General features: G+C 62.4%; 27 protein-coding genes. 15 read left to right on the forward strand and 12 right to left on the reverse strand.

Annotation, left to right across the window (positions count from 1 at the left end; all coding sequences use genetic code 11):
* Window positions 1-48 precede the first annotated feature (48 nt).
* The 5 genes from RWK44_RS16435 to RWK44_RS16455 all read right to left on the reverse strand — a co-directional run bounded on the left by RWK44_RS16435 (window position 49) and on the right by RWK44_RS16455 (window position 5,618).
* On the reverse strand, window positions 49-2,331 hold the full coding sequence (locus tag RWK44_RS16435; RefSeq protein WP_168283930.1) for a hybrid sensor histidine kinase/response regulator: 2,283 nt from the start codon (window positions 2,329-2,331) through the stop codon (window positions 49-51).
* A gap of 55 nt (window positions 2,332-2,386) precedes the next feature.
* Window positions 2,387-2,890, reverse strand: coding sequence for a signal peptidase II (gene lspA / locus RWK44_RS16440; RefSeq protein ID WP_003556066.1), 504 nt, complete (start codon window positions 2,888-2,890; stop codon window positions 2,387-2,389).
* Window positions 2,887-3,747, reverse strand: a complete 861-nt coding sequence (locus RWK44_RS16445; protein WP_164046407.1) for a TrmH family RNA methyltransferase — start codon at window positions 3,745-3,747, stop codon at window positions 2,887-2,889. The genes lspA and RWK44_RS16445 overlap by 4 nt, the downstream gene beginning before the upstream one ends.
* Window positions 3,744-4,841 (reverse strand): class I SAM-dependent methyltransferase, encoded by a 1,098-nt coding sequence (locus RWK44_RS16450; RefSeq protein WP_168283929.1) that lies wholly within the window; start codon window positions 4,839-4,841, stop codon window positions 3,744-3,746. The genes RWK44_RS16445 and RWK44_RS16450 overlap by 4 nt, the downstream gene beginning before the upstream one ends.
* A gap of 186 nt (window positions 4,842-5,027) precedes the next feature.
* Window positions 5,028-5,618 (reverse strand): NUDIX hydrolase, encoded by a 591-nt coding sequence (locus RWK44_RS16455; RefSeq protein WP_168283928.1) that lies wholly within the window; start codon window positions 5,616-5,618, stop codon window positions 5,028-5,030.
* Between the two features lie 123 nt (window positions 5,619-5,741).
* Here RWK44_RS16455 and RWK44_RS16460 point away from each other — a divergent pair, with 123 nt between their 5' ends.
* Window positions 5,742-6,197: an SRPBCC family protein gene (locus RWK44_RS16460; RefSeq protein ID WP_017958726.1), complete on the forward strand. Its 456-nt coding sequence runs from the start codon at window positions 5,742-5,744 to the stop codon at window positions 6,195-6,197.
* A gap of 37 nt (window positions 6,198-6,234) precedes the next feature.
* Window positions 6,235-6,669 carry a GNAT family N-acetyltransferase gene (locus RWK44_RS16465; protein ID WP_168283927.1) on the forward strand — a complete coding sequence of 145 codons (435 nt, stop codon included), beginning with the start codon at window positions 6,235-6,237 and terminating at the stop codon, window positions 6,667-6,669.
* A 38-nt stretch (window positions 6,670-6,707) separates the two neighbouring features.
* Here the strand turns inward: RWK44_RS16465 and RWK44_RS16470 are convergent, their stop codons facing one another.
* The 3 genes from RWK44_RS16470 to sppA form a co-directional block, all read right to left on the reverse strand.
* The gene (locus RWK44_RS16470) at window positions 6,708-7,040 is read right to left on the reverse strand and encodes a LapA family protein (RefSeq protein WP_017958728.1); all 333 of its coding nucleotides are present in this window, start codon (window positions 7,038-7,040) and stop codon (window positions 6,708-6,710) included.
* Window positions 7,041-7,200: 160 nt separating this feature from the next.
* Window positions 7,201-7,500, reverse strand: coding sequence for an integration host factor subunit beta (locus RWK44_RS16475; RefSeq protein ID WP_003544934.1), 300 nt, complete (start codon window positions 7,498-7,500; stop codon window positions 7,201-7,203).
* 29 nt (window positions 7,501-7,529) lie between these two features.
* Entirely contained in the window at window positions 7,530-8,480 is a 951-nt protein-coding gene (sppA, locus tag RWK44_RS16480) for a signal peptide peptidase SppA (RefSeq protein WP_222060443.1), read from the reverse strand.
* A gap of 225 nt (window positions 8,481-8,705) precedes the next feature.
* Between sppA and lptC the strand changes: the two genes are divergently transcribed.
* The 7 genes from lptC (at window position 8,706) to ptsN (ending at window position 15,029) form a co-directional block, all read left to right on the forward strand.
* The gene (gene lptC / locus RWK44_RS16485) at window positions 8,706-9,371 is read left to right on the forward strand and encodes an LPS export ABC transporter periplasmic protein LptC (protein ID WP_020048214.1); all 666 of its coding nucleotides are present in this window, start codon (window positions 8,706-8,708) and stop codon (window positions 9,369-9,371) included.
* A gap of 15 nt (window positions 9,372-9,386) precedes the next feature.
* Window positions 9,387-10,025, forward strand: coding sequence for an LptA/OstA family protein (locus RWK44_RS16490; RefSeq protein WP_017958731.1), 639 nt, complete (start codon window positions 9,387-9,389; stop codon window positions 10,023-10,025).
* Between the two features lie 40 nt (window positions 10,026-10,065).
* Window positions 10,066-10,842 carry an LPS export ABC transporter ATP-binding protein gene (gene lptB / locus RWK44_RS16495; RefSeq protein WP_003556077.1) on the forward strand — a complete coding sequence of 259 codons (777 nt, stop codon included), beginning with the start codon at window positions 10,066-10,068 and terminating at the stop codon, window positions 10,840-10,842.
* Between the two features lie 173 nt (window positions 10,843-11,015).
* Window positions 11,016-12,575, forward strand: coding sequence for an RNA polymerase factor sigma-54 (gene rpoN, locus RWK44_RS16500; RefSeq protein ID WP_316029106.1), 1,560 nt, complete (start codon window positions 11,016-11,018; stop codon window positions 12,573-12,575).
* Between the two features lie 127 nt (window positions 12,576-12,702).
* The gene (locus tag RWK44_RS16505) at window positions 12,703-13,626 is read left to right on the forward strand and encodes a DMT family transporter (RefSeq protein WP_168283925.1); all 924 of its coding nucleotides are present in this window, start codon (window positions 12,703-12,705) and stop codon (window positions 13,624-13,626) included.
* Between the two features lie 292 nt (window positions 13,627-13,918).
* Window positions 13,919-14,494 carry a ribosome hibernation-promoting factor, HPF/YfiA family gene (gene hpf, locus RWK44_RS16510; protein ID WP_020048217.1) on the forward strand — a complete coding sequence of 192 codons (576 nt, stop codon included), beginning with the start codon at window positions 13,919-13,921 and terminating at the stop codon, window positions 14,492-14,494.
* A 70-nt stretch (window positions 14,495-14,564) separates the two neighbouring features.
* Complete coding sequence (gene ptsN / locus RWK44_RS16515) at window positions 14,565-15,029, forward strand: PTS IIA-like nitrogen regulatory protein PtsN (RefSeq protein ID WP_221944537.1); 465 nt, start codon at window positions 14,565-14,567, stop codon at window positions 15,027-15,029.
* Window positions 15,030-15,256: 227 nt separating this feature from the next.
* Here ptsN and RWK44_RS16520 read toward each other — a convergent pair whose 3' ends face one another.
* Both RWK44_RS16520 and RWK44_RS16525 read right to left on the reverse strand, forming a co-directional pair.
* Window positions 15,257-16,156, reverse strand: a complete 900-nt coding sequence (locus RWK44_RS16520) for a ribokinase (protein WP_221944536.1) — start codon at window positions 16,154-16,156, stop codon at window positions 15,257-15,259.
* Window positions 16,157-16,260: 104 nt separating this feature from the next.
* Window positions 16,261-17,487 (reverse strand): DNA recombination protein RmuC, encoded by a 1,227-nt coding sequence (locus tag RWK44_RS16525; protein WP_316029107.1) that lies wholly within the window; start codon window positions 17,485-17,487, stop codon window positions 16,261-16,263.
* Between the two features lie 206 nt (window positions 17,488-17,693).
* Between RWK44_RS16525 and RWK44_RS16530 the strand changes: the two genes are divergently transcribed.
* The 6 genes from RWK44_RS16530 to truA all read left to right on the forward strand — a co-directional run bounded on the left by RWK44_RS16530 (window position 17,694) and on the right by truA (window position 22,319).
* Window positions 17,694-19,190: a globin-coupled sensor protein gene (locus tag RWK44_RS16530; protein ID WP_221944531.1), complete on the forward strand. Its 1,497-nt coding sequence runs from the start codon at window positions 17,694-17,696 to the stop codon at window positions 19,188-19,190.
* Window positions 19,191-19,287: 97 nt separating this feature from the next.
* Window positions 19,288-19,803, forward strand: coding sequence for a peptide deformylase (def, locus tag RWK44_RS16535; RefSeq protein ID WP_131662991.1), 516 nt, complete (start codon window positions 19,288-19,290; stop codon window positions 19,801-19,803).
* A gap of 65 nt (window positions 19,804-19,868) precedes the next feature.
* Window positions 19,869-20,129, forward strand: a complete 261-nt coding sequence (locus RWK44_RS16540; RefSeq protein ID WP_020048222.1) for a FitA-like ribbon-helix-helix domain-containing protein — start codon at window positions 19,869-19,871, stop codon at window positions 20,127-20,129.
* Window positions 20,126-20,545, forward strand: a complete 420-nt coding sequence (locus RWK44_RS16545) for a type II toxin-antitoxin system VapC family toxin (protein ID WP_131662992.1) — start codon at window positions 20,126-20,128, stop codon at window positions 20,543-20,545. The genes RWK44_RS16540 and RWK44_RS16545 overlap by 4 nt, the downstream gene beginning before the upstream one ends.
* 20 nt (window positions 20,546-20,565) lie before the next feature.
* Window positions 20,566-21,501, forward strand: a complete 936-nt coding sequence (gene fmt / locus RWK44_RS16550; protein ID WP_168329144.1) for a methionyl-tRNA formyltransferase — start codon at window positions 20,566-20,568, stop codon at window positions 21,499-21,501.
* A complete protein-coding gene (gene truA, locus RWK44_RS16555; protein WP_020048225.1) occupies window positions 21,501-22,319 on the forward strand; it encodes a tRNA pseudouridine(38-40) synthase TruA in 819 nt (272 codons plus the stop codon). Before fmt ends, truA begins: the two co-directional genes overlap by 1 nt.
* 6 nt (window positions 22,320-22,325) lie before the next feature.
* Here the strand turns inward: truA and RWK44_RS16560 are convergent, their stop codons facing one another.
* Together RWK44_RS16560 and dapE are read right to left on the reverse strand one after the other, a co-directional pair.
* Window positions 22,326-22,922, reverse strand: a complete 597-nt coding sequence (locus tag RWK44_RS16560) for a hypothetical protein (protein WP_020048226.1) — start codon at window positions 22,920-22,922, stop codon at window positions 22,326-22,328.
* On the reverse strand, window positions 22,909-24,102 hold the full coding sequence (gene dapE, locus RWK44_RS16565; protein ID WP_131662994.1) for a succinyl-diaminopimelate desuccinylase: 1,194 nt from the start codon (window positions 24,100-24,102) through the stop codon (window positions 22,909-22,911). Before dapE ends, RWK44_RS16560 begins: the two co-directional genes overlap by 14 nt.
* Between the last annotated feature and the right edge of the window lie 28 nt (window positions 24,103-24,130).

Consider the following 24,130-nt stretch of genomic DNA (forward strand, 5'->3'; position numbering starts at 1 on the left):
GACATTTTGAATTTCCAAGCGCAAGAAGCGTGCCGGTTTCTGAGGCGCTCACCGCGCCTCTGCTCGGCGGGCGGAAAGGGCGGCAACCGCCTGAACTTCGGTCAGCAGCCGCACCGGATCGACCGGCTTTATCATGACGCGATTGGCGCCGTTGAGCAAGACTTGGCGGCGTGATTCGTCGCTCTTGTCGGCAGTCAGTACGATCACCGGCACCGGCGCGAGATCGAGCCGCCGCTCGTGGCCACGCAGGCGTCCCAGCATGTCGATACCGTTGCCGCCAGGCATCGAGAGATCGCTGATGATGATATCGGGCCGGGCATTGGCCTCGCAGAGCGCACAGTCGAGCAGTGTCTCGAAATCTTCGACATGGCGCACCTTGTGCCCGCCCTTTTCCAGAACGACACGCACCAGCATGGCATTGATCGGATCGTCTTCGCCGAGCAGGATGCTGAGCCCGCTGGCGGCAACCAGCGTCTCCGCCACCGAAAGCCCGAAACCCGGCTGGTTGTCGTTCAGCGCGTCGCGCTTCTCCATGCCGCGCATGCGCCCGCGCAGCACGTCGATCAGCGACTGTTCGCGCAGCGGCCGGATCAGCCAGGCATCGAAGAGGTCGAGCGGATGGGCGCTGCGCTCTTCCGGATTGACGAGCAGGACCTTGCGCAGGCCAAGTGCGGCGATGTCGGCGCGATCGGCAAGATGAGCGGAAAATTCCGCCGACATGCGATGGTCGATGATGATGTCGGTCGGCCGCCGTCCGCCCTTCGCCAGTTCGAGCAGCGTTGCCCGCGCCGTCTCGCCGTCGCCTACGAGATGGCAGAGACCGCCGAGCGCAGTGATCGTTTCGGCGATGGCAGTGCGCGCAGCACCTGCCGGTGCCAGCAGCACGACACTGTTGCCGGCAAGCAGCGTGTTTCGCCGGTCGGGGCGCTCGCTGCCGATATCGACAGGGAAGCGGATGGTGAATTCGCTGCCTCTGCCCATTTCGCTGGCAACCGTCAGCGCGCCGTTGAATTCGCGCATGATGCGGGCGGAGATGGCAAGGCCGAGCCCGGTGCCGCTGCTCTTGTCGGCAACGCTCCCGCCCTGCTCGAACTCGCCGAAGACGCGCGCCTGCTCCTCCGCCGTCATGCCGGGACCGCTATCGGTGACGGTGATCAGCAAGTCGCCGGCGTCGAGCGACACGCGGATGAAGACGCCGCCGACCTGGGTGAACTTCACGGCATTGCCGATAACGTTGAACAGAACCTGGCGCAGCCGCGCCGGATCGAAGCTCATATTTTCGGGCACGTCGGATGACACGGTGGCGCCGATCTCGATGCCCTTTTCATGCGCCCGATGGGCGAGCATCTCGACGACGCTTTCCAGCAGTTTGCGCAGCGATTCCGAGCGCGGGTGCAGCGCGAAGCGGCCGACTTCGATGGTGGAGAAGTCGAGCAGATCCTCGACGAGCTGCGTCAAGGCGTGGCCGGACTGGCGGATGTTTGCGAGATAGTTCTGCTGCTCCTGCGTCAGCCGCGTCTCGGCGATCAGATGCGTCATGCCGAGGATGCCGGAAAGCGGCGTGCGCACCTCGTGGCTGACGGTGGCAAGCAGCCTCGATTTGGCGGCGCTGTTATACTCGGCCTTCTGGCGAGCCTCCTCGCGGCCCTGTGCGATCAGCCGCTCGTCGGTCACGTCGCGGGCAACGCTCTGCAGCAGCAGGCGGCCGTTTGCCGGGTCGCGGGTGACGACATCGCGCCAGAGGAAGATGCGCTGGCCCTCCGGCGTCGAAATCTCGACGTCGTAGCAATGCGGTACCGGCCCGGGGCGGAAGGCAAGCCCGATCTCCTCGCAGGTGCGTCCTTCCGGACGCAGCCGTCCAGTCAGGCGGCGAAAAGTATCGTTGGCGGCGATGATGCGCCGGTCCATGGTGCGGCTGACCGTGATGTCGCCGAGCACGTCGTGCACGTCGGCGAAAAGCTTTACGCCGGCGTCCCAATCCGGCATGGGTTGACCGGAGCGCTGCCCGGCCCTGCGCGAGCGAACCATCAACAGGGCATAACTGGCGATGACGGCAAGGCCAAGGATGACGAGACCACCCGAAAGCAGCAGCGGATCGCCGGCGTGGGCAAGCAGCATCAGGATCGTTGCGGCAAGAAGGCCGGCGCCGCCAAGCCAGTAGAACAGCAGGCGCCGTGTCGGTGCAGGCCCGCTCTGGCGGTCATCGGCGCCCCGGGGTGCCGCTACGTTCGGCCGCGGGGAAAGGACCTCCATCCGCTTCTCATGCGGCTTGGCGGCGGGTCCACCGAAGGCGGCGGACAATCTTTCCTGCAACTGTCCCAGGTTCTGCATGCTATCTGACTAACATGAGGCCCGTTCCGAATGCCTTCAGGATTTCGATAAGATTTTAGCGGCTGGCCTTTTTCGGCAGCAGCAACTCGTCGAGAATGACGCAGCCGGCCCCGATGGTGATGAAACTGTCGGCGAGATTGAAGACCGCGAAGGACCAGCTCTCGGTGTAGAAAAGAATGTAATCGATCACATGCCCATAGGCGAAGCGGTCGACGAGATTGCCGATTGCGCCGGCGATGATCAGCGCATAACCGAGATGAGCGATCCAGCGATCCTTCGCCGTGCGGTACCATAGCCAGATGACGAAGGCGACGATGACGAGCCGCATGCCGACGATGAACCAGCCGTCCATGCCTGATAGCATCGAAAAGGCGACGCCGAGATTATAGGTGCGGTAGAGCGCCAGCATCGGAACGACGGGCACCGCCTCCTGCAGCGGCAGGTAATGATCAACGGCGATCTTGACGGCCTGGTCGATCAGAACGGCGACGACGATGAAGAAGAGGATCGGTGCCGGGCGCGAAAACAGCGCCGGGCGTGCATGCGTCTGTTCGGTCATTTGCCCTCGGCAAGTGAGAGGAGATGGCGGCGTGCCTCGAAAAGCATGACGGCGGTGGCGACGGCGAGGTTCAAGGAATCGGCGCGGCCCTGCTGCGGAATGCGGGCAAGCGCGTCGGCCTCCCTGGCCAACTGCTCGGGCAGGCCGGATTGCTCGTTGCCCATCAACAGCACGACGGGCTTTTTCCGGTAGTCGATCGTGCGGTAATCGACCGCCCCGGCAAGATGCGTCGCGACGACGGAAACGCCGGCCGATTTCCGCCAGGCAATGAATTCCTCAGGCGTCGCCCGCGCGACCGGAACGGCAAAGACCGAGCCCATGGTGGCCCGCACCGTTTCAAGCGAGAAGGGATCGGTCGTTTCTCCGAGAAGTATGATGCCGGAAGCACCTGCCGCATCGGCCGTGCGGATGATGGTGCCGAGATTGCCGGGGTCGCGTACTCGGTCGAGCGCAACCCATGTCTCGCCCTCGCTCAGTCGGATACCCTTCAGCGGCGTCCAGCGCTGCTCGAAGATGCCGACGACCATCTGCGGATTGTCGCGGCGGGTGATCGAGGCGATCACCTTTTCGCTGACCTCGAGCACCAGCCCGCCCGAGGCGACGGTCTTTGCCGCCATCTGCTCGACCAGCGGCTTGCCCTTGGCGGCCTTGGCATAGACCAGCGTGCGGATCGCCCAGCCGAGTTCGATCGCATCGATGACGAGCTTCAGCCCTTCGGCGAGGAACGTGCCGCTTTCCTCGCGAGACTTCTTGTTCGTCAGCGCCTTGATATCCTTGATGATCGGATTGGCGAGCGAAGTGACTTCCTTCACCTGTCCGACCCTGCGCGGTCCCTGATCGTGGAAGTCCTTGCTCATTTCGGCACCCAGCGGGAAAAGAGGGAGGTGGAAAGCGCGCGGCCCTGCGTCTTGCCGTCGGTGCCGGCTTCGCGAATCACCAACTCGCCGGATTCGACCACACCGCCGGCGCCCCGCATCGTCTCGCGCATCAGCTCGTGGATCGAATAGAAGCTGGCGCGGATCGAATAGGCCGTCAGCACCAGGCCCACCGCCTTCGGCGACAGGATCTCGCGGCAGACATCGAGCATCAACGGCAGATGCTCGAAGAGATGCCAGACTTCGCCATTGGGGCCACGGCCGAATTTCGGCGGATCGGTGAGGATGATATCGTACTGGCTGCCGCGGCGTTCCTCGCGCAGGATGAATTTCATCGCATCCTCGCAGATCCAGCGGATCGGCAGCTTCTCCATGCGCCCGAGCGCTTGGTTTTCCCGCGCCCAGCCAATCGCCTTCTTCGAGGCGTCGACATGGGTGACCTCGGCGCCGGCTGCGGCGGCAACCAGCGAGGCGACGCCGGTATAACCGAAGAGGTTCAGCACTTTCAGCGGCCGGCCGGCCTTTTCGACCTGATCCTTCATCCAGCTCCAGTGGACGATCTGTTCGGGGAAGACGCCGACATGGCGGAAGGAGGTGAAGCGACCGAGGAAATCGACGCCGAGCAGGTTGAGCGGCCAGGTCTCGCCGAGTGCCTCCTTCGGGAAGCGCCAGCGGCCGGTGCCTTCCTCGTCGGTGTCGCCGGTGAAGGCGGCATCGACCTTTTCCCAGACTTGGGGCGCCAGAGAAGGCCGCCACAGCGCCTGGGCTTCCGGACGGATGATGCGATAGGGGCCGTATTGCTCGAGTTTTTCGCGGTTGCCGCTGTCGATCAGATGGAAGTCGCCGGCCCCGAGCGATTCGAGGATGACCGGCACGCGCTCGGTCGGGCGCTCGCCGCTGCGTGTCATCAGGGGACGCACGACGGCGGCAGGCACAGCAGCCTCGCGCACCGCCTCACGGCTCGCCGCGGGCCGCGAGACCGGCTTCGGCGGCCGGCCTGCCCGATCGTCCCTGCGGCTTTCACCGGAAGGACCCGATGTTTTCTTCTGGCCCGGCCGGCCTTCTCTCTGTTTCAACGTGCTCTTCCGCGTCTCTGTCGGGGTGTCTTATCGGCTTTGTGTCGGCTGCAGGCCTGGGCGTCTTTTGAAACGCGCAAAGCGCGCTGCGGCACTTTGAATATGCAGTAGCCCAGAAAAGCGGGGCGGATCAACTGCGCTGCCGGCCGGCCCGGGCAAGCGGACAGGGTTTTCCCGGCGCGGCGCCTATTTCAAGCCCTCGGAGGCCTGTCTGCGAAGCCAGCTTTCCGCCGCATAAAGGGCCGCGACATGCATCGACTGCATGATGACCGCGCCGGACTGCAGCTCGCCGAGGATGGCAGCAAGATCCGCAAACAGCAGCTCAACCTTCTCTCCGGGGTCAAAAGACGGTTCGCCGGCTCGGCTGAGGCCGAGCGCCAGCCAGCTCGTCACCACGTTGCTGTGGTTGGCGGCATTCGGATAGGAGGTGAGCAGCTTGACGAAGGTCGAGGCTTCATAGCCGGTCTCCTCCCGGAGTTCGCGCTCGGCCGCCGCCATCGCCGCATCGCCGATCTTGCTGTCGCCGGGTTCGAGGCTGCCGGCGACCAGACCGAGCACGATTTCGCCGCGGCCATGCCGATATTCCCGCGTCAGCAGCACGCGTCCGTCGGGCATCACAGGTATGACGTTGATCCAGTCGGGATAATCGAGCACATGGAAGGGCGCGACGACGATTCCATCGGCGGTGATGCAATCGTCGCTCCGGACACGGATCCAGCGATCCTCATAGGTGATGCGGCTTGCCGTCACGCTCCAGGGCTTCAGTTCGTCGTTCATCGGCCCGTCCCTTGTGTGTCAGGTGCGTGTCAGATCGCAACCCGGCAGATAACATTCCGTGCCGCCCTGGCAAAGCGCTTTCCCGCTGGGATAAGATGAGCGAATCGAAGATGGGGCCATCGAATGGATTTCACCGGCGAAGAACGCATCGCCGCGCCGCGGGACATCGTCTGGGCAGCACTCAACGATCCCGAGATCATGCGCGGCTGCATTCCGGGCTGCCAGAGCATCGAGCGACTGTCGCCTGATGTCTTCGAGGCAACGATCAAGGTCAAGTTCAGCCTGCTGTCTGCCACCTTCCACGGGCTGCTGACGCTTTCCAATGTCGATGCGCCGAAGAGCTATACGCTGTCGGCCGAAGGCAAGGGCGGCCTTGCCGGCTTCGCCAGGGGCAGCGCCGATATCGTGCTTGAGGAAAGGGGCACCGAGACGATCCTGCACTACCGGTCGAAGGCCGAACTCGGCGGCAGGCTCGCCCAGCTCGGCGCCCGCCTGCTCGATTCGACCTCGCAGAAGCTCGCCGAAGGGTTCTTTTCGGATTTCAATGCCGCCGTCGTCGCGAAGATGGCAGCCAGTTAGGCTTGGCGCGGGCGGAGGGTTTGTTTAAATCGGCATGATGACGTGGACCATCAGGCCGCCGCGGGCGGAAGATCAGGACGTGCTTGCGGAGATCTATCTTTCCGTGCGCCGTGAAACATTCGTCTGGGTCGATCCGGGCAAATTCCATCGCGAGGATTTCGCCGCCCATACCAATGGCGAGACGGTCTTCGTCTGCGCGCATGAAAGCGGCAGCGTCGCCGGTTTCCTGTCGCTTTGGCCGGAGGACGATTTCATCCACATGCTCTACCTAAAACCGGAATTCCAGGGTCAGGGCGCAGGCACGGCGCTGCTGCACGCCCTGCCGGAATGGCCGCAGCACCGGTATCGGCTGAAGTGCCTGGTGAAGAACCGGCGGGCAAAGGCGTTCTACCTCGCCCACGGTTTCCGCGTGACCGGCAACGGTGCGTCGCCGGAGGGCGACTATGAGGAACTGAGCTTTTTTCCGGTTTGACGGCCGCCGAACCCGAGCCAATCGAATATTGACCAGTTTTACCGCGCCGGCAGCTGCCCGGCAATTTCTTCTGCGCGGTTCTTGTGGCGGTCGGCCTCGCTTTGCCAGCGGATGGCTTCCTTGGCCTCGGTGCGGGCGCGCTTGCGGTGTTTGCCCTGGCTGAACCAGGTGGCGGCCGCCCCGATCAGCATGCCCGTGATCAGCGCGACGACGAGGAAGACGAAGAAGGGCGCGGAAACTGCAAGCACCTGGTCTTCCGGCCGGAACGGATTGAAGGCGAGCGTGACGCTCTGCCGGTTGGCGACGCAGAAGACGATGAGAATGACGCCGAGCGGCAGCAAAATCAACAGGTTGACGATCTTCTTGGCCATTTGAGGTCTCCACGCGGCAGATTGCGCCGGTCTTTTTGAAGGGCGCGTTTCATGCTTGCAGCGCTATGTGTCCTTGTAGGACACGTAAAGCACGATGCGTTACCAGAATAGGAAAACGGCCCTCGAGTTCAAGTGCGGTTTCGCCGCAGGCAGCGACGGCTCAATCCTCTTCGTCGGCCTGGCCGGGATTAAGCCGCTCGCGCAGCTCCTTGCCGGTCTTGAAGAAGGGAACCCACTTCTCCTCGACGAAGACGGTATCGCCGGTCCGCGGGTTGCGGCCGGAGCGCGAAGGGCGGTTCTTGACCGAAAAGGCGCCAAAGCCGCGCAATTCGACTCGGTTACCCGCAGCCAGTGCATCCGTGATCTCGTCGAGAACCGCGTTGACGATATTCTCGACGTCGCGATGATAGAGATGCGGGTTGCGTGCCGCAACAATCTGCACCAATTCAGACTTGATCACTTTCGCCCCCTTAAATTATTGATTTCTTATCAATCGTGGCCAACCTGCCAAACTGAAAGCAGCCCGTCAAGAAGCAACTTTGGGGGCAGGATTCCATTGATATCCTGGGTTTTCATGAGATCACCATAACCGAAGATCGTAATCAACCGCGAAACAGCCCCAGCGAGCAGAAAGGGCGTATTGCTCTTCTTGTCCCAGTCTACCATCGGCAGATCGCTGTCGACGCCGCGTGACGTCAGAAAGGCGCGGATCTCAGCCTCGCCGCCGATTGTATCGACGAGTTTCGCCTTCAGCGCCTGGCGCCCGGTATAGATCGTGCCGTCGGCCAGTTTCAGCACCTCGTCGCGCGGCAGTTTGCGCCGGTCGGCGACCAGGTCGACGAACCAGTTATAGCTGTCGACCACCATGTTGCGGATCATCGCCTTGGCTTCCTCGCTCGCCTCGTGGAAGGGCGAGGGCTCGGCCTTCAGCGGCGAGGACTTGATCTCCTGCAGCGAGACGCCGATTTTGTCGAGCAGCGGCTGGATCTGTGGGTACTGGAAGATGACGCCGATCGAACCGGTGATCGAGCTATCACCGGCAATGATCGTATCGCCGGCGGTGGCGATCATGTAGCCGGCGGAGGCGGCGAGCGTGCGCACGTCGGAGACGACGGGCTTCTTGGCCGATATCGCACGGATCGCCTTGAAGACTTTTTCGCCGCCATAGGTCGTGCCGCCGGGCGAGGAGATCGAAATCACCGCTGCCTTCACCTGGTCGCTGGTCTCGACCTTCTTCAGCCGCTCGAGAAGCTCGTCGTCGTCGACGATCAGCCCGGATATCGTCACATGGGCGATGTGCGGGCGCTGCGTCCCGGCATCGCCGAGAGCAAAGCGGTAGAAGGCGAAACCAAGTGCCACGATGAGGGCCACTGCGACGAGGCGCCAGAAGCCGAGCTTGCGGCGCAGCCGCCGGCGATCGGCGATCATCGAACTGTCCATAGAAACCTCCAGCGCTGGCACCGGCTTCGGCTTGCCGCCGATCGATCCGGTGAAATAGGGTGGCAGCGGCCCGTACGAATGCCACTTTTCAATGTTTTTCCATTTTGTTGCTTGTTGCAGAAAAAATTCCATATTGGCAAGCCAATGTAATAATGCGAAACGAACTGTGATTGGCGGCCGGCTTTGTTATCGAAGCGCGGCGATCACCGCACATGGACGAGGCCTATGCTCGATACCCTGAAGAACAACGGACATGCCGCCTATTCAGGGTCCGGCAGGAGCGCCTATGGCGATGCGTTGTTCCATTCCGCCCGCGTGCGGCGGCTGAAGATCTTGCTGCCGGTGGCGGCCCTCATCGTCGCGGCGAGCCTTACCGCGGTGGCGTTGGTCAGCATCTATCTGCCCGAGAACATCAAGATGGAAGGTGCCAAGATCGAGAACGGCAAGGTCGTGATGGAAAAGCCGGCGATATCGGGTCGCAATTCCGACGGCATCAATTATTCGATGCTGGCCGAAAGGGCGCTGCAGGATATCCGCAATCCCGATCTCATCACCCTCGAAACCATCAAGGCCGCCGTGCCGATGAATGACGGTCTGATCGCCCGCGTCGTCGCCTCGACCGCCGACTACAACCGCGCCACCGACAATCTGCATATGACGGCTCCCTTCACTCTGGTGCTGAGCAGCGGCCTCAATGCGAATTTCCAGTCCGCGCAGCTCGACATCAAGGGCGGAAACATGCGGAGCGACGACCCCGTCACCATCACCAAGGACAATGCCTCCATTGTTGCGAAGACGCTTCAGATAACAGATAAGGGGCGGGTGATCACATTCGAGGGGAATGTTCGCATGAATGTCGATCCATCCACCATCCATAAACAGGGCACTTAACCAGCCGGGTCATCCATGACAAAAGATTGTCGCATTTCCACTTGCAAGACAGGTATGGCATTCATTGCCGGCGCATTTGCCCTTATTCTGACGGCCACCGGCGCCGGCGCGCAGGCGACGGCGACGATGCCGGGCATGAAGCTGTCCAACGACCAGCCGATCCAGATCGAAAGCGACAAGCTGGAGATCCACGACCAGGAACACACCGCGCTCTTCACCGGCAACGTCAAGGTCGTCCAGGGGACGACGACGATGCAGTCCGGCAAGATGACCGTCTATTACAAGGACAAGGCGGCAAAGCCGGCTGCTGACGGCGCGCAGCCGGCAGCGCAGCCGGAGCAGTCGGCCTCGCTTGCATCGGGAAGTGCTGATATCGACAAGATCCTGGTGACGGACAAGGTCTTTTTGAGCTCGGGCACGCAGACGGCGACCGCCGATGACGGCAATTTCGACATGGCCTCGCAGACCTTCATCCTCACGGCGGATGAGGGGAATAAAGTTATTCTGTCGGACGGGCCGAACGTCTTTACCGGCTGCAAACTGACGGTTCACATGCAGACCGGTCAGGCGCAGCTTGAAAGCTGCGGCGGGCGTGTCCAGATTCAGCTCGATCCGAAATCGCAGCCGAATGCGCAGCAGCAGAAGCAGAACTGAGAAGCCGGCCTCCCACGTGAAATTATCATCGCTATCCACCATGTTCGGCAAGCCCGGGCCACAAGCTGCGGGTGCCGCCGACAAGAGCCGCTATCAGGGAACGCTGATCGCACGAGGTCTGACGAAGACCTATGCGACGCGGCGCGTCGTCAACGGCGTCTCGCTGGTGGTGCGCCGTGGCGAGGCCGTCGGCCTGCTCGGCCCGAACGGCGCCGGCAAGACCACCTGTTTTTACATGATCACCGGCCTCGTGCCGGTCGATGAAGGCACGATCGAGATCGACGGCAACGACGTCACGACCATGCCGATGTACCGCCGCTCGCGTCTCGGCGTCGGTTATCTGCCGCAGGAAGCCTCGATCTTCCGCGGATTGACGGTGGAAGAGAATATCCGCGCCGTCCTCGAAGTGCATGTGAAGGACAAGGCTGAGCGCGAGCAGAAGCTGAACGAGCTGCTGGAAGAATTCCATATCCAGAAGCTGCGCAAAAGTGCCGCCGTCGCCCTGTCCGGCGGTGAGCGCCGTCGCCTCGAAATCGCACGTGCGCTTGCGACCGACCCGACCTTCATGCTGCTCGACGAGCCCTTTGCCGGCGTCGACCCGATTTCGGTCGCCGACATTCAGAATCTCGTTCACCACCTGACGGCACGCGGCATCGGCGTCCTCATCACCGACCACAATGTGCGCGAGACGCTGGGCCTTATCGACCGCGCCTACATCATCCATGCCGGTGAGGTGCTGACCCATGGCCGGGCGAACGACATCGTCAACAATCCGGAAGTGCGCCGGCTCTACCTTGGCGACAATTTCAGCCTCTGACGCCGGATCCGGATGATTTTAGGCCGGATCGGCAGAAATTCACCGTGCCGTCATAGTTCCGCTTGACCAAATACAATAAAAAAGCAATTTTTGGGCCAACTTGGATTTCCGTGGCCTGAAGCCTTGATCGGACGCGGTTTCCCGGAGGAATCGAGGGGAGTTTCGCGTCCGTCATGGCACTGTCCGCCAATCTTTTCCTGCGCCAGACCCAATCTTTGGTGATGACACCGCAACTGATGCAATCCATCCAGTTGCTGCAGATGACTCATTTCGAACTCAACCAGTTCATCGCCCTTGAAGTGGAGAAGAACCCGCTGCTCGAATTTCCGTCGAATGACGGCGAGGCGGGCGGCGAACGCGGCGATGCCGAAGATGGAGAGTATGCTCATCAGCCCGAGGATGCCGGCTCCGACGATGGCTACGACAACCGCGCCGAGGCGCTCTCCAGCGACTGGTATGACAATGGCGGCAGCGCCAGCACCAGCCGGCTGACCGACGAACTCGACGCCAATTACACCAATGTCTTTCCTGATGACGGTGCCCCGCAGCGCCTCGATGCGCCGGAGCTCGTCAGCCAGTGGAAGTCGATGCCGGGCAGTGGCGAGGGCGCCGACTACGATCTCGACGATTTCGTCGCCGGCCAGGTGTCGCTGCGCGATCATCTCGCCCAGCAGATCCCCTTCGTCCTGCCTGACATGGCCGACCGGCTGATCGCGCAGAATTTCGTCGACCAGCTCGACGACTGCGGTTATCTGCAGGCCGATATCGTCGAGGCGGGCGAGGGGCTGGGCACGAGTCTCGCACAGGCCGAGCGCGTGCTCGCCACCCTCCAGAGCCTTGATCCGCCGGGTGTTTTTGCCCGCAGCCTCGCCGAATGCCTTGCAATCCAGCTCAGGCAGAAGGACCGATACGACCCGGCCATGCAGGCTCTGGTCGAAAACCTCGAACTGCTGGCCCGGCGCGATTTTGCCACGCTGAAGCGGCTCTGCGGCGTCGACGAGGAAGATCTTCTCGACATGCTCGGCGAGATCCGTCAGCTCAATCCGAAGCCCGGCAGCGGCTTCGAAGCGGGTGTTTCCGAAGCGATCACGCCGGATGTAGTCGTCAGGTCCGCCTCGGACGGCAGCTGGCTGGTCGAGCTCAATCCGGATACGCTGCCGCGCGTGCTGGTCAACCAGTCCTATTTTTCCCGTGTGACGAAGAACGGCGAGGACCACGCCTTCCTCTCCGATTGTCTGCAGAGCGCCAACTGGCTGACGCGCAGCCTCGACCAGCGGGCAAAAACCATCATGAAGGTGGCAAGCGAAATCGTCCGCCAGCAGGACGCCTTCCTGCTGCACGGCGTCGATCACCTGCGCCCGCTGAACCTGAAAACGGTCGCCGAGGCGATCAAGATGCATGAATCCACCGTCAGCCGCGTCACGTCGAACAAATATATGCTGACGCCGCGCGGCCTCTTCGAACTCAAATATTTCTTCACCGTCTCGATCAGCGCCGTTGCCGGCGGCGACAGCCATTCGGCCGAGGCCGTGCGTCACAAGATCCGTGCGCTGATCCTGCAGGAGAGCCCGGAGGCGGTGCTTTCCGATGACGATATCGTCGACATGCTGAAGAAGGGCGGCGTCGATCTCGCCCGCCGCACCGTTGCGAAATACCGGGAGGCAATGAACATCGCCTCTTCGGTCCAGCGCCGCCGCGAGAAGCGGGCGCTCGCCAAGGTCGCAGGCTTCTGACGCAGCAATGCTTCGACCTGGATCGAAGCATCCGGCCCGCAAATCCCGTTATTCCTCTCCAGCGCCACGCGTCTTTTCAGACGCGCAACGGCTGCAACCCTTTGAATTGTCTTCAACGAACATCGAAATGCCGACCATGACGCCGCAAAATTCCAACCTTGCCAGGGAGCTTTTCCTGCTGCTGGTGCTGGCGACCCTCTGGGGTTCCTCCTACAGCTTCATCAAGATCGGCGTGGAAACGATCCCGCCGATAACGTTGATCGCCGCCCGCACGCTGATTGCCGGTGGCATTCTGCTGGCCGTCCTGCGCCACCGGCGTGTCCGTCTGCCGCGCGATCGTACTATCTGGCGGCGGTTTTTCGTTCAGGCCTGCCTGAACAGTGTCGTCCCCTTCACGCTGATCGCCTGGGCGGAACAGTCCGTCGACGCCGGATTGGCAGTGATCCTGAATTCGGCAACGCCGATCTTCACCTTCCTCCTGGCCGTGCTGATCACCCGCCATGAGCAGGTGACGCTGCGAAGGCTTTTCGGCGTCATGGCCGGGCTTGCCGGTATCTGCCTCGTCATCGGCGTCGAAGCGCTCGGCGGTCTCGGTGAAAACCTGATGGCGCAGCTTGCCATCATCCTGGCGACCATTTGTTATGCAGGTGCCGCGATTTTCAGCAAGAACTTCAAGGGGCTCGATCCCGCAGTGCCGGCGGCCGGCTCGTTGATTTCAGGCGCGGTCATTCTCTTGCCGACGAGCCTCGTCGTCGATCGGCCGTGGGAACTCGATCCTTCGGCGGCATCGCTGCTGGCGCTGCTGGCCCTCTCCGCCTTTTCGACGGCGCTTGCCTTTGTGATCTATTTCCGCCTCGTCCAGACGCTGGGTTCGGTTGGAACCACCGCGCAAGCCTATCTCAGAGTGCCGATCGGTGTTGCGATCGGCATCGTCTTTCTCGGCGAAAGGCTGAGCCCGACGGCCTGGATCGGACTCGTCTGCGTCATATCGGGTGTCGCCGCCATGACGATCCCCGCAGGAAGGGGCGCAACGCAAGCGCGAAACGCGTAAAGTGGATGGGGTGACGATCGGCGGTATGCCCTGGCCGATAAGGTATCCGCCACACGTTTACCGAGCGCTACCGATGGTGATTCTGCGCCCTATTGACTTTTCGGCAAGCTCTGGCTAGAAGCCCGCCGCAATCGACGCCGTGAACGGCGTCTGGAGTTATCCCCAGCATCAGAAGGGCACCAAGGACCCGCAGGCCTAAGCCGATCTTGCTTGAGATTGTGCGAAGTGCTTGGATGAACCTGAGGCTTGGCGTAAACTGATACCCGCAAACGACCATAAGAAGGGAAACTCCATGAGTGTGCGTGTATCCGGGAAACATATGGAAATTGGTGAATCCTTCCGTCAAAAGATCGAGGACCAAATTGGTATGGCCATCACGAAATACTTCGACGGGGGATATTCCGGCCAGGTGACCGTGGAAAAGGCGAGTTCTCGTTACTCGGCGGATTGCAAGCTGCATCTCGACAGCGGGGTAGTGCTGCATGCAGCCGGCGAGGCGACCGACCCGCAATTGGCTTTCGACGCCGCCTCCCAGCGAATCGAAAAACGGCTGCGGCGATACAAACGCAAGCTGAAGGACCATCACGCCGGAAGCCATCTGAATGGTTTTGCAGAGGTCTCCTACACGGTCATGGATTCCGTTCCTGATCACGATGATGAAATCGCCGACGATTTCTCTCCGGCGATCGTCGCTGAAAGCACGAAGCAGCTGAAGACCATGTCGGTTGCGACCGCCGTGATGGCGCTCGATATGACCGACGAGCCGCTTCTCCTGTTCCGCAGCCCCGGCAAGGAACATCTGAACATCGTTTACCGTCGGCACGACGGAAATATTGGCTGGATCGATTCAGCCAGTATCAAAGGCTGAGATCAGGGTGGTGAGCGGCGGTATTGCCGCCGCTCCTTGGATTTGATCCCGGCGACAGAAGGAAAAAGAAATGGCATTGGCAGATTTGCTCCATCAGGATGCGATCATTCCCGCCCTCAGAGTAAATTCCAAGAAACAGTTGCTTCAGGAATTGGCTGCAAGAGCCTCCAGGATCACCGGGCTTTCCGAACGGGAGATTTTCGACGTCATCCTGCAGCGCGAACGCCTGGGCTCGACCGGAGTCGGCAACGGCATCGCCATTCCTCACGGCAAGCTGGGAAACATCCATTCGATCGTCGGCATCTTCGCCCGGCTGGAGCAGCCGGTCGATTTCGAGGCGCTGGACGACCAGCCTGTCGATCTCGTGTTCCTGCTGCTTGCGCCGGAGGGCGCGGGCGCTGATCATCTCAAGGCTCTGTCGCGTATCGCCCGCGTGCTGCGCGATCACGATCTGGTGGCCAAGCTGCGCGCCACCGATTCCGCCTCGGCGATCTATGCCTTCCTTAACGAACAGCAGACGTCGAACGCTGCCTGACGCGCGTCGCGCGATTACGCATTAATTCTCGAATGCAAAAGGCGCCGGGTCTCCCAGGCGCCTTTTGCATTGAAGAGACTGAGCGGAACTTGTCGAGCTAACCCGGTGCAGGCAGGCGGATGAGGGGCTGCCGGCACCGCGTTGACCCATCGGGCCACAGTCTCCGGGGTCCCATCACTATACGAAACAGCCCATCGGCGCCTGTCGCCGTCCATCCGTTCAAGATTTCATATCCTGTCTGCGACTTCTTCACACAAGGGGATCGAAGGTTGCGCTCCGGCCTTGAGGCAGGCGAGCGAACCGGCGACTGCCGCACGGCGCAGCGCCGAGACAAAATCGAGGCCGTCGTCGAGGCTGGCGGCGAAATAGCCGCAGAAGGTGTCTCCGGCGCCGACCGTATCGATAGGTTCGATCTTGAGACCCTGCGCCCTTGAAATCGCCCCGTCACGAATGGCGATGACCCCGTCGGCGCCGAGCGTCACGATCAGCGTCTGGCCCGTCTCCGCATGCAGATGCACAAGGGCTGCCTCCCGCGCTTGCGCGTCCATGCCCTCCTGCCCGGCGAGCCGCTCGAACTCGGTCTCGTTGGCAATGACGATATCGGCAAGCCGGCCGAGACGCGGCGCATCGGGGATCAGCGGCGCAAGGTTGAGGATGCTGGTGACGCCCTTGGCGCGGGCCGCCGACAGCGCGCCTTCGACGGCAGCAGCCGGCACTTCAAGCTGCAGCATCAGGATATCTCCTTCGTTCATGCGGCCGATCGCCGTCTCGGCATTGGCAGGCGTGACGAGGCCGTTGGCGCCGGGAACGACGGCAATCATGTTTTCGCCGTCGCCGCCGACAAGGATCAGCGCCGTGCCGGTGGGACCGTCGACATGGTTGACGAGAGAAAGATCGGTGCCTGCATCATCGAGCAGGGCCAGCGTATCCGCAGCAAAGGCATCCTTGCCGACGGCGCCGGCCATATGCACATAGCGGCCGGCGCGCCGCGCTGCCAGCGCCTGGTTGGCGCCCTTGCCGCCGGCGGCCGTGGCAAAGCCGTTGCCCGCTACCGTCTCGCCGGGCTTCGGCAGGCGCTCGGTCGTGGCGATAAGATCCATGTTGATGGACCCGAAAACTGTGATCATGAATGTGTCCCGTCTTCTGGAGCATGATGCCGAAAAGTGTGAGCGGTTTTCGGACGACATCATGCTCCTACTGTTTCATGCGGGCGAGACACTGCCCGAAGCGGTCACTCCTCGTCAACCACCCGCAGCTTCAGAAGACCGGTGCGGCTTTCCACCGTTTTGGCCGCGGCTTCGCCGTCGCGGGCGGGCTTAGCATCGCCGCCGCCGGCCTCGAATTCCAGCGCTTCGATCCTGGCGCCGCGTTTGGTGAGCTTGTCGGCTGACGTGACCACCATGTCGATATCCTTCTGCGCCATGGCGAAATGGCCTTGCAGTTTGCGCACCCGCTCATCGAGGCGGCTGAGGTCGTCCATCAGGATCGCCACCTCGCCCTGGATCAGATGCGCCTGCGCCCGCATGCGCTGGTCTTTGAGCACGGCCTGGATGACCTGAATCGACAGCATCAGCAGCGACGGTGAGACGATGACGATGCGTGCGCGGTGCGCCTTCTGCACCACCGGCTCGAAATGCTCGTGGATCTCGGCGAAGATCGATTCGGACGGCACGAAGAGAAAGGCCGTATCCTGGGTTTCCCCCTGGATCAGATATTTCTCGGAAATGTCCCTTATATGAACCTCCATGTCGCGGCGGAACTGCTGGCCGGCGATCTTGCCGGCCTCGGGGCTGCCGGCGTCGCGGATCGCATTCCAGGCTTCGAGCGGAAATTTCGCGTCGATCACCAGCGGCGGCGCGCCGTTCGGCATGCGGATCGTGCAGTCCGGCCGCGAACCGTTGGATAGCGTCTGCTGAAAGGCGTAGGCGCCCATCGGCAGGCCGTCGGCGACGATCGTTTCCATCCTGGACTGGCCGAAGGCGCCGCGCGTCTGCTTGTTGGACAGAATGGCCTGCAGCCCGACGACATCCTTGGCAAGCGTCTGGATATTGTTCTGCGCGGCATCGATGACCGCCAGCCGCTCCTGCAGCCGCTGGAGGTTCTCATGCGTCGATTTGGTCTGCTCGGTGATCGTCGAGCTGACGCGCTGCGACATGCCGTCGAGGCGTTGGCTGATCGTCTGGTTGAGTTCGCTCTGCCGCGCGCCGAAGACCTCGGTCATCGCCGCGATGCGGCCCTGCATCTCCGCCTGGATCTTCAAAAGCTCGGCCATGCGCGCTTCGTTTTCCTGAGCACGAAAGCTCGCTTCCTCCGCCTGCTCGCGGCGAAGGCTGGCGCCGCGCAGCAGAAGCACGATTACCAGCAGGGCGAGGGCGGCGAGAACGCCGCCGACAAGCGCCAGCATGGCCGGGTTGATCGAGGCAAGGGCAAGGGCGAGCGATTCGGAATGGACGGTCATGTCGCAAGCATAACAGAAGAAATGGCGATATATAGATCAAAACGTGAACGGAATGAGCCGCCCTCAATATCCTCGCAAGCGACCGCTCTTCCTCGCTCGGGGAGAAGAAATCGCCCTCCGATTTAACGATTGCTCAACCATATTGGCCAAAACCTGCGGCGCAGAAATTCCTTCCCGCGTGCGTCGCGCCAAGTACAGAGATCTCCATGACCGCCCAGCAGAACGACAGTGCCCTCAGGCAGCGCCTCGATTTCATCGAACTGGATGAGGCGGCGCGCAAGTCGATGCGGGATCTGCGCCCTGTCATATCAGAGCTGATCGGCGGCGCCCTCGATAAATTCTACGCCAAGATCGCCAAGACCCCGGCTGTCGCAGGCTTCTTCGCCGATAAGAACCATGTCGGCCATGCCAAGAAGCGCCAGCAGGATCATTGGGCCAATCTTGCCGGCGGCGCGTTCGACGAGAGCTATGTCGACGGCGTGACCGCGGTCGGCCGCACCCATGCCCGCATCGGGCTGGAGCCGCGCTGGTATATTGGCGGTTACGCCATCGTCATGTCCGAGCTCGTCAAGGGCATCATGGAGAAGCAGTGGCCGTCGATCTTCGCGCGCCGAGAGGGCAAGGCATTGGCCGAGAAACTGTCGGCCGTCATCAAGGCTGGCATGCTCGACATGGATTATTCCATCTCGGTCTATCTCGAGACGCTCGAAGCCAAGCGCCGTGCCTTGGAAGAGGAGCGTGCTCAGGCCGAATCCGATCAGGCGATCGCGCTGGAGCAGCTGCGCCGCGGTCTCGAAGCGCTGTCGAACGGCGATCTCGAAGCCACCCTGCCGTCCGACCTGCCTGGCAATTTCCGGCAGATGGCCGAGGACTACAACCGCGCCGTCAGCGCCCTTCGCCAGTCCTTTGCCTCCGTGCGCGAGACCTCCGGCCATATCATGAGCGGTGCCGACGTCATTTCCAATGCGACCAACGATCTGGCGCTGCGCACTGCCCAGCAGGCGGCAGGCGTCGAGGAGAGCTCGGCCGCTCTGCAGCAGCTGTCCGTCAGCGTCGGCCAGACGGCCGCCAATGCAGAAAAGGCGTCGGACGCCGTGCGCGAGACGCAGCAGAAGGCGAAGAACTCCGGCGAACTCGTCACCAGCGCCGTCTCGGCGATGGCCGGCATCGAGAAATCCTCGACCGGGATCTCCAAGATCATCGGCGTCATCGATGAGATCGCCTTCCAGACCAATCTGCTGGCGCTGAACGCCGGCGTCGAGGCGGCCCGTGCCGGCGATGCCGGCAAGGGTTTTGCCGTCGTCGCCCAGGAAGTCCGCCAGCTCGCCCAGCGCACCGCGGAAGCGGCCAAGGAGATCAAAAACCTGATCTCGCAGAGCTCGACCCAGGTCAATCAAGGCGTCGGCATCGTCTCCAGCACCGGCGAGGCGCTGAATGACATGATCAGCCGCATCGACATCATCAACCGTTTCGTCGCCGATATCGCCGCCGCCGCCCGCGATCAGGCGACCGGCGTCAACGAGGTCAGTATCGCCGTCCGCAACATGGGTGCGATCACCCAGCAGAATTCGGACATGGTCGAGCACTCCTCGGCGGAAACCCGCCGCCTGAAGGACGAGGTGGAGACCCTGATCGAGCTGCTGCGGCGTTTCCGCGCCCGGCCGGAGGGCCGCTCTGCCGGTGCCGCTCGACAGGCTGCCTGAGGCCAATATGGCGAAATTCCAGGCGGGGACGCAAAAAAGCGTATTCCCCGCCTACCGGATAATTCCATAGTCGGAAAAGATGGGTTATGGGAACGCCATGACCATCAAGCCACTCATCATTCTTCCCGATCCCGTTCTCCGCCAGCTGTCCAAGCCGGTCGAGCGGGTGGATTCCGACCTGCAGCGTCTTGCCGACGATATGCTGGAAACCATGTACGACGCGCCGGGCATCGGCCTTGCCGCCATCCAGGTCGGCGTGCCGCGCCGCATGCTCGTCATCGACATCTCGCGCGAGGGCGAGGAAAAGCAGCCGCAGGTCTTCATCAATCCTGAGATCGTCAAGTCTTCCGACGAGCGTTCCGTCTATGAGGAAGGCTGCCTTTCGATTCCGGATTATTATGCCGAGGTCGAGCGCCCGGCCACCGTCTCGGTCAAGTATCTCGACCGGAACGGCAAGGAACAGACCGTGGAAGCCGACGGCCTGCTCGCCACCTGCCTGCAGCACGAGATCGACCACCTGAACGGCGTGCTCTTCATCGATTACATCTCGCGGCTGAAGCGGGAGATGGTGATCAAGAAATTCACAAAGGCGGCGAAGTCCAAGGCGCTCTGACGCTACGTTGAAAATTCACCGGCGACGCACTATGATATCACTGATATCATGATGGAGGTACCGAAATGGGCGACCTGCTTATTCGAGACGTTCCGGATGCGATGAAGCGGCAACTTCAGGAAAGCGCGCAGCGCAATGGCCGCAGCCTTTCGGAAGAGGCGATCGAAATCATGCGCCGACAGATTGCGGCGCAGCGCTCAGGAGCTTCCGCCGGCCAGCGCCTGCGCTCGCTGATGGGTGACGAAAGATTGAGCGAAGATGAAGTGGAGGCCATAGCCGCATCTCGGCACGAACGCGACCGCGAACCGCCGCGCTTCGACCCATGATCGTTCTCGATACGAATGTGATTTCCGAAATGCAGGGGAGGACCCACAGCGATCGGATATTGAACTGGCTGGACGCCTACGACGTCGAGACGCTTTTCCTGACGACGATTGCCGTCGCGGAAATGCGTTACGGTCTTGAACTCCTTGATGATGGCAGGCGAAAGACAGCGCTGGTGTCCGACTTCAATCGAATCGAGTCGGAATTTGCCGGCCGCATACTCGGTTTTTCCCTGAGTGCTGCACATCGCTACGGCCTGTTGGCCGCCGAACGCAGAAAGGCGGGGCGGCCGATGGAAACGAAGGATGCTATGATTGCCGCCATCTGCCTTGCAAACGGCGCGACGCTTGCGACCCGCAATAGCCGAGATTTCGAAGGGCTTGATCTCAAGCTCGTAAACCCGTTTGAAGACGGTTGATCCTCAGTTGGCGAGATAAAATGTCTCTTCGCATCATCTTCATGGGAACCCCGGAGTTCTCGGTTCCGACCCTGCGCCTGCTCGTCGATGCCGGCCACAGGATTGTTGCGGTTTATACGCAGCCGCCGCGGCCGGGTGGGCGGCGCGGCCTCGATCTGCAGAAATCGCCGGTGCATCAGGCGGCCGAACTGCTCGGCCTGCCGGTCTTCACCCCGGTCAATTTCAAGGATCCCGAGGAACGTGAGAGGTTTCGGGGCCTGAAGGCCGATGTCGGCGTCGTCGTTGCTTACGGATTGCTGCTGCCAGAGGCGATTTTGAACGGCACAAGGGATGGCTGCTACAACGGCCATGCCTCGCTGCTCCCGCGCTGGCGCGGTGCTGCTCCCATCCAGCGGGCGATCATGGCGGGCGACGCAAAGACCGGCATGATGGTGATGAAGATGGACAAGGGTCTGGATACCGGCGCCGTCGCACTCACCCGCGAGGTCGAGATCGGCCCGAACATGACGGCCGGCGAGTTGCACGACCGGCTGATGTTGGTCGGCGCCAAAGCGATGGCGGAAGCAATGGTGAAACTCGAAATGAACGATCTGCCGCTGACGCCGCAGTCGGAAGAGGGCGTGCTTTATGCCGCCAAGATCGACAAGGCTGAGACGCGCATCGATTTTTCCAGGGATGCCAGCGACGTGCACAATCACATCCGCGGCCTGGCGCCGTTTCCGGGCGCCTGGTTCGAGCTTGAGATTGGTGGCAAGCCGGAGCGGGTAAAGGTGCTCGGGTCCGAACTGGCTGAAGGTCAGGGTGCAGCCGGGCAATTGCTGACGGATGATCTCGTCGTCGCTTGCGGCTCGGGCGCTGTGCGGCTCACCAGGCTGCAGAAGGCCGGCGGAAAGCCGCTCGCGGCGGCCGATTTCCTCAGGGGCACGCCGCTTGCGGCGGGCACGAGGCTTTCCTGATGCCGCGTTTCCGCATGACCGTCGAATATGACGGCGGCCCCTATGTCGGCTGGCAGCGGCAGGAGAATGGCCCCTCGGTGCAGGGCGCGATCGAGGCCGCGGTGCTGTCGCTGACCGGCGAGACGGTGTCGGTCCGCGGCGCCGGACGCACCGATTCCGGCGTCCACGCTATGGGGCAGGTGATCCATGCCGATCTTTCCAAGGACTGGTCGCCCTACCAGCTGCAGAATGCCTTGAACGCGCATCTGAGGCTTGCCGGCGAGCGCGTCTCCATTCTCGACGTCGAGGCGGCTGCCGAATTCTTCGATGCCCGTTTTTCGGCGCTGCGGCGCCATTACCTCTATCGCATCGTCAGCCGCCGGGCGCCGCTGGCGCTCGAAGCCGGCAAGGCCTGGTGGGTGCCGAAGGTGCTCGATCACGAGGTCATGCATACCGCTGCCCAGAGGCTGGTCGGCCGGCACGATTTTTCCACCTTCCGCGCCGCCCATTGCCAGGCAAACAGCCCGGTGCGCACGCTCGACCGGCTGGATGTGACGCGCAACGGCGAGCTGATCGAGATCCGCGCCACGGCGCAGAGTTTTCTTCACAACCAGATCCGTTCCTTCGCCGGCACGCTGAAGCTCGCCGGCGAAGGCAAATGGACGCCTGATGATGTTGAGGCCGCGCTTGAAGCGCGCGACCGCAAGGCCTGCGGCCCCGTGGCGCCGCCGGACGGGCTCTATTTCATGCAGGTGGATTATCCCGACGTCATCCCCGATCGCCGAAGACTGGTCGCCGATACCGATGCCAATGACGGGAATGCTGACGATCCCTCGTAAACCTGCTCAGACGGGATAGATGCCGAGGAAGTGCTGCAGATATTCCGAAAGGATCATCGATGGCACGAGCAGCACCAGTGTCAGCGCCCCGGTCATGAGCGCATGACCATGGCAGATCATCCGGAGAATGCGCGCCAGCACGAAGACCTGCGCCAGCATGAAGGCGAGCAGCAGCAGCGAGACGAGGCCGACGGATCCCGGCAGGAAGAACACCAGCGCCAGCAGCAGCCCATTGATATAGGAAAGCGGCACGCCGAGCCAGTTGATGCTGACGACGACGGGCGCGAAACGCTCGCCCATGCGGAAGGCAAGCAGCAGCAGCCCGGCAAAGATCAGCGGCACGAACCAATTGGCGACCTCGACGAGGCCGAGCCTGAAATAGAAGGCAAAATCGACATCGGCTTTCGGCGGCATCGATCGCAGGAAGGCCTGTCGCCACCAGAGCCAGGAAATACCCATCGGCGGCAGGCACCAGAGCATCGCCCAGAACGAGCGGTTGACGCCGCGCTCCGACATGTCGAGGTAGCGGAAGCCGCGCGGATCCAGCCGGATCAGCAGCCAGAGGCCGGCCAGATAATATTGAACTTCCCTAAAGCCCGGCATTGGCGAACCAGCGGGCGATGAAGGTTTCGTAGATCGCCGTCAGCGTCTCCAGATCGGCGACAGCGACCCGCTCGTCGACCATGTGCATCGTCTGGCCGACGAGGCCGAACTCGACGACCGGGCAATAATCCTTGATGAAGCGCGCATCCGACGTGCCGCCGGTGGTCGACAATTTAGGCGACTGGCCGGCAACGCTTTCGACGGCCGATGACAGCGAGGCGATCAGCGCATTGTTGCGCGTCAGGAAGACATGGCTCGGCCGGTCGGCCCAGGTGATATCGTAGGCCACCGGTTCGCGGCCCGGCCGCAACGCGCCGTTGCCTGCGGCGGCTTCCAGACGGCGCAGGATTTCGGCACGCAGCGTTTCGACGGTCCAGCTGTCGTTGAAGCGGATGTTGAAGCTTGCCGATGCTTTGGCCGGAATGACGTTGGTCGCCGGATTGCCGACGTCAACCGTGGTCACTTCGAGGTTCGACGGCTGGAAATCGTCGGTGCCGCCGTCAAACGGCGGGTCCATCAGCGCCTGCGTCAGCTGCAGCATGCCGCGCACCGGATTGTCGGCAAGATGCGGATAGGCGGCATGGCCCTGCACGCCGCGAACGGTGATTTTACCCGACAGCGAGCCGCGCCGGCCGATCTTGATCATGTCGCCGAGCCTGTCCGGATTGGTCGGCTCGCCGACAAGGCAGGCATCCCAGCGCTCGCCGCGCTCGGCCGCCCATTGCAGCAACTTGATCGTGCCGTTGATCGCCGGGCCTTCTTCGTCGCCGGTGATAAGAAAGGAGATCGAGCCCTTGGGCGGCCCGTTTTTCTCGATATGGCGGGCGACGGCGGCGACGAAACAGGCGATGCCGCCCTTCATGTCGACGGCGCCGCGGCCGAAAAGCTCGCCCTTCGAAATCTGGGCCTCAAAGGGCGGATGCGTCCAAGCGGCTTCGTCGCCGACCGGCACGACATCGGTATGGCCGGCAAACATCAGATGCGGACCGTCCTTGCCGAGGCGGGCATAGAGGTTTTCGATGTCGGGTGTTCCCTCTTCGCTCGCCTTCACCCTGTCGACCGTAAAGCCGAGCGGCGCAAGCATCGCCTCCAGCGCCGTCAGCGCGCCGCCTTCGGCGGGCGTCACGGACGGGCAGCGAATCAGCGTCTGGAGATTGGCGACGGGGTCGGTAGCGGTCATGGCGGTCGAACTATCCGGCGGGAATGGC

This window comes from Rhizobium sp. 25PS6 (assembly GCF_032464655.1).
GTDB classification, from domain to species: Bacteria; Pseudomonadota; Alphaproteobacteria; order Rhizobiales; family Rhizobiaceae; genus Rhizobium; species Rhizobium laguerreae.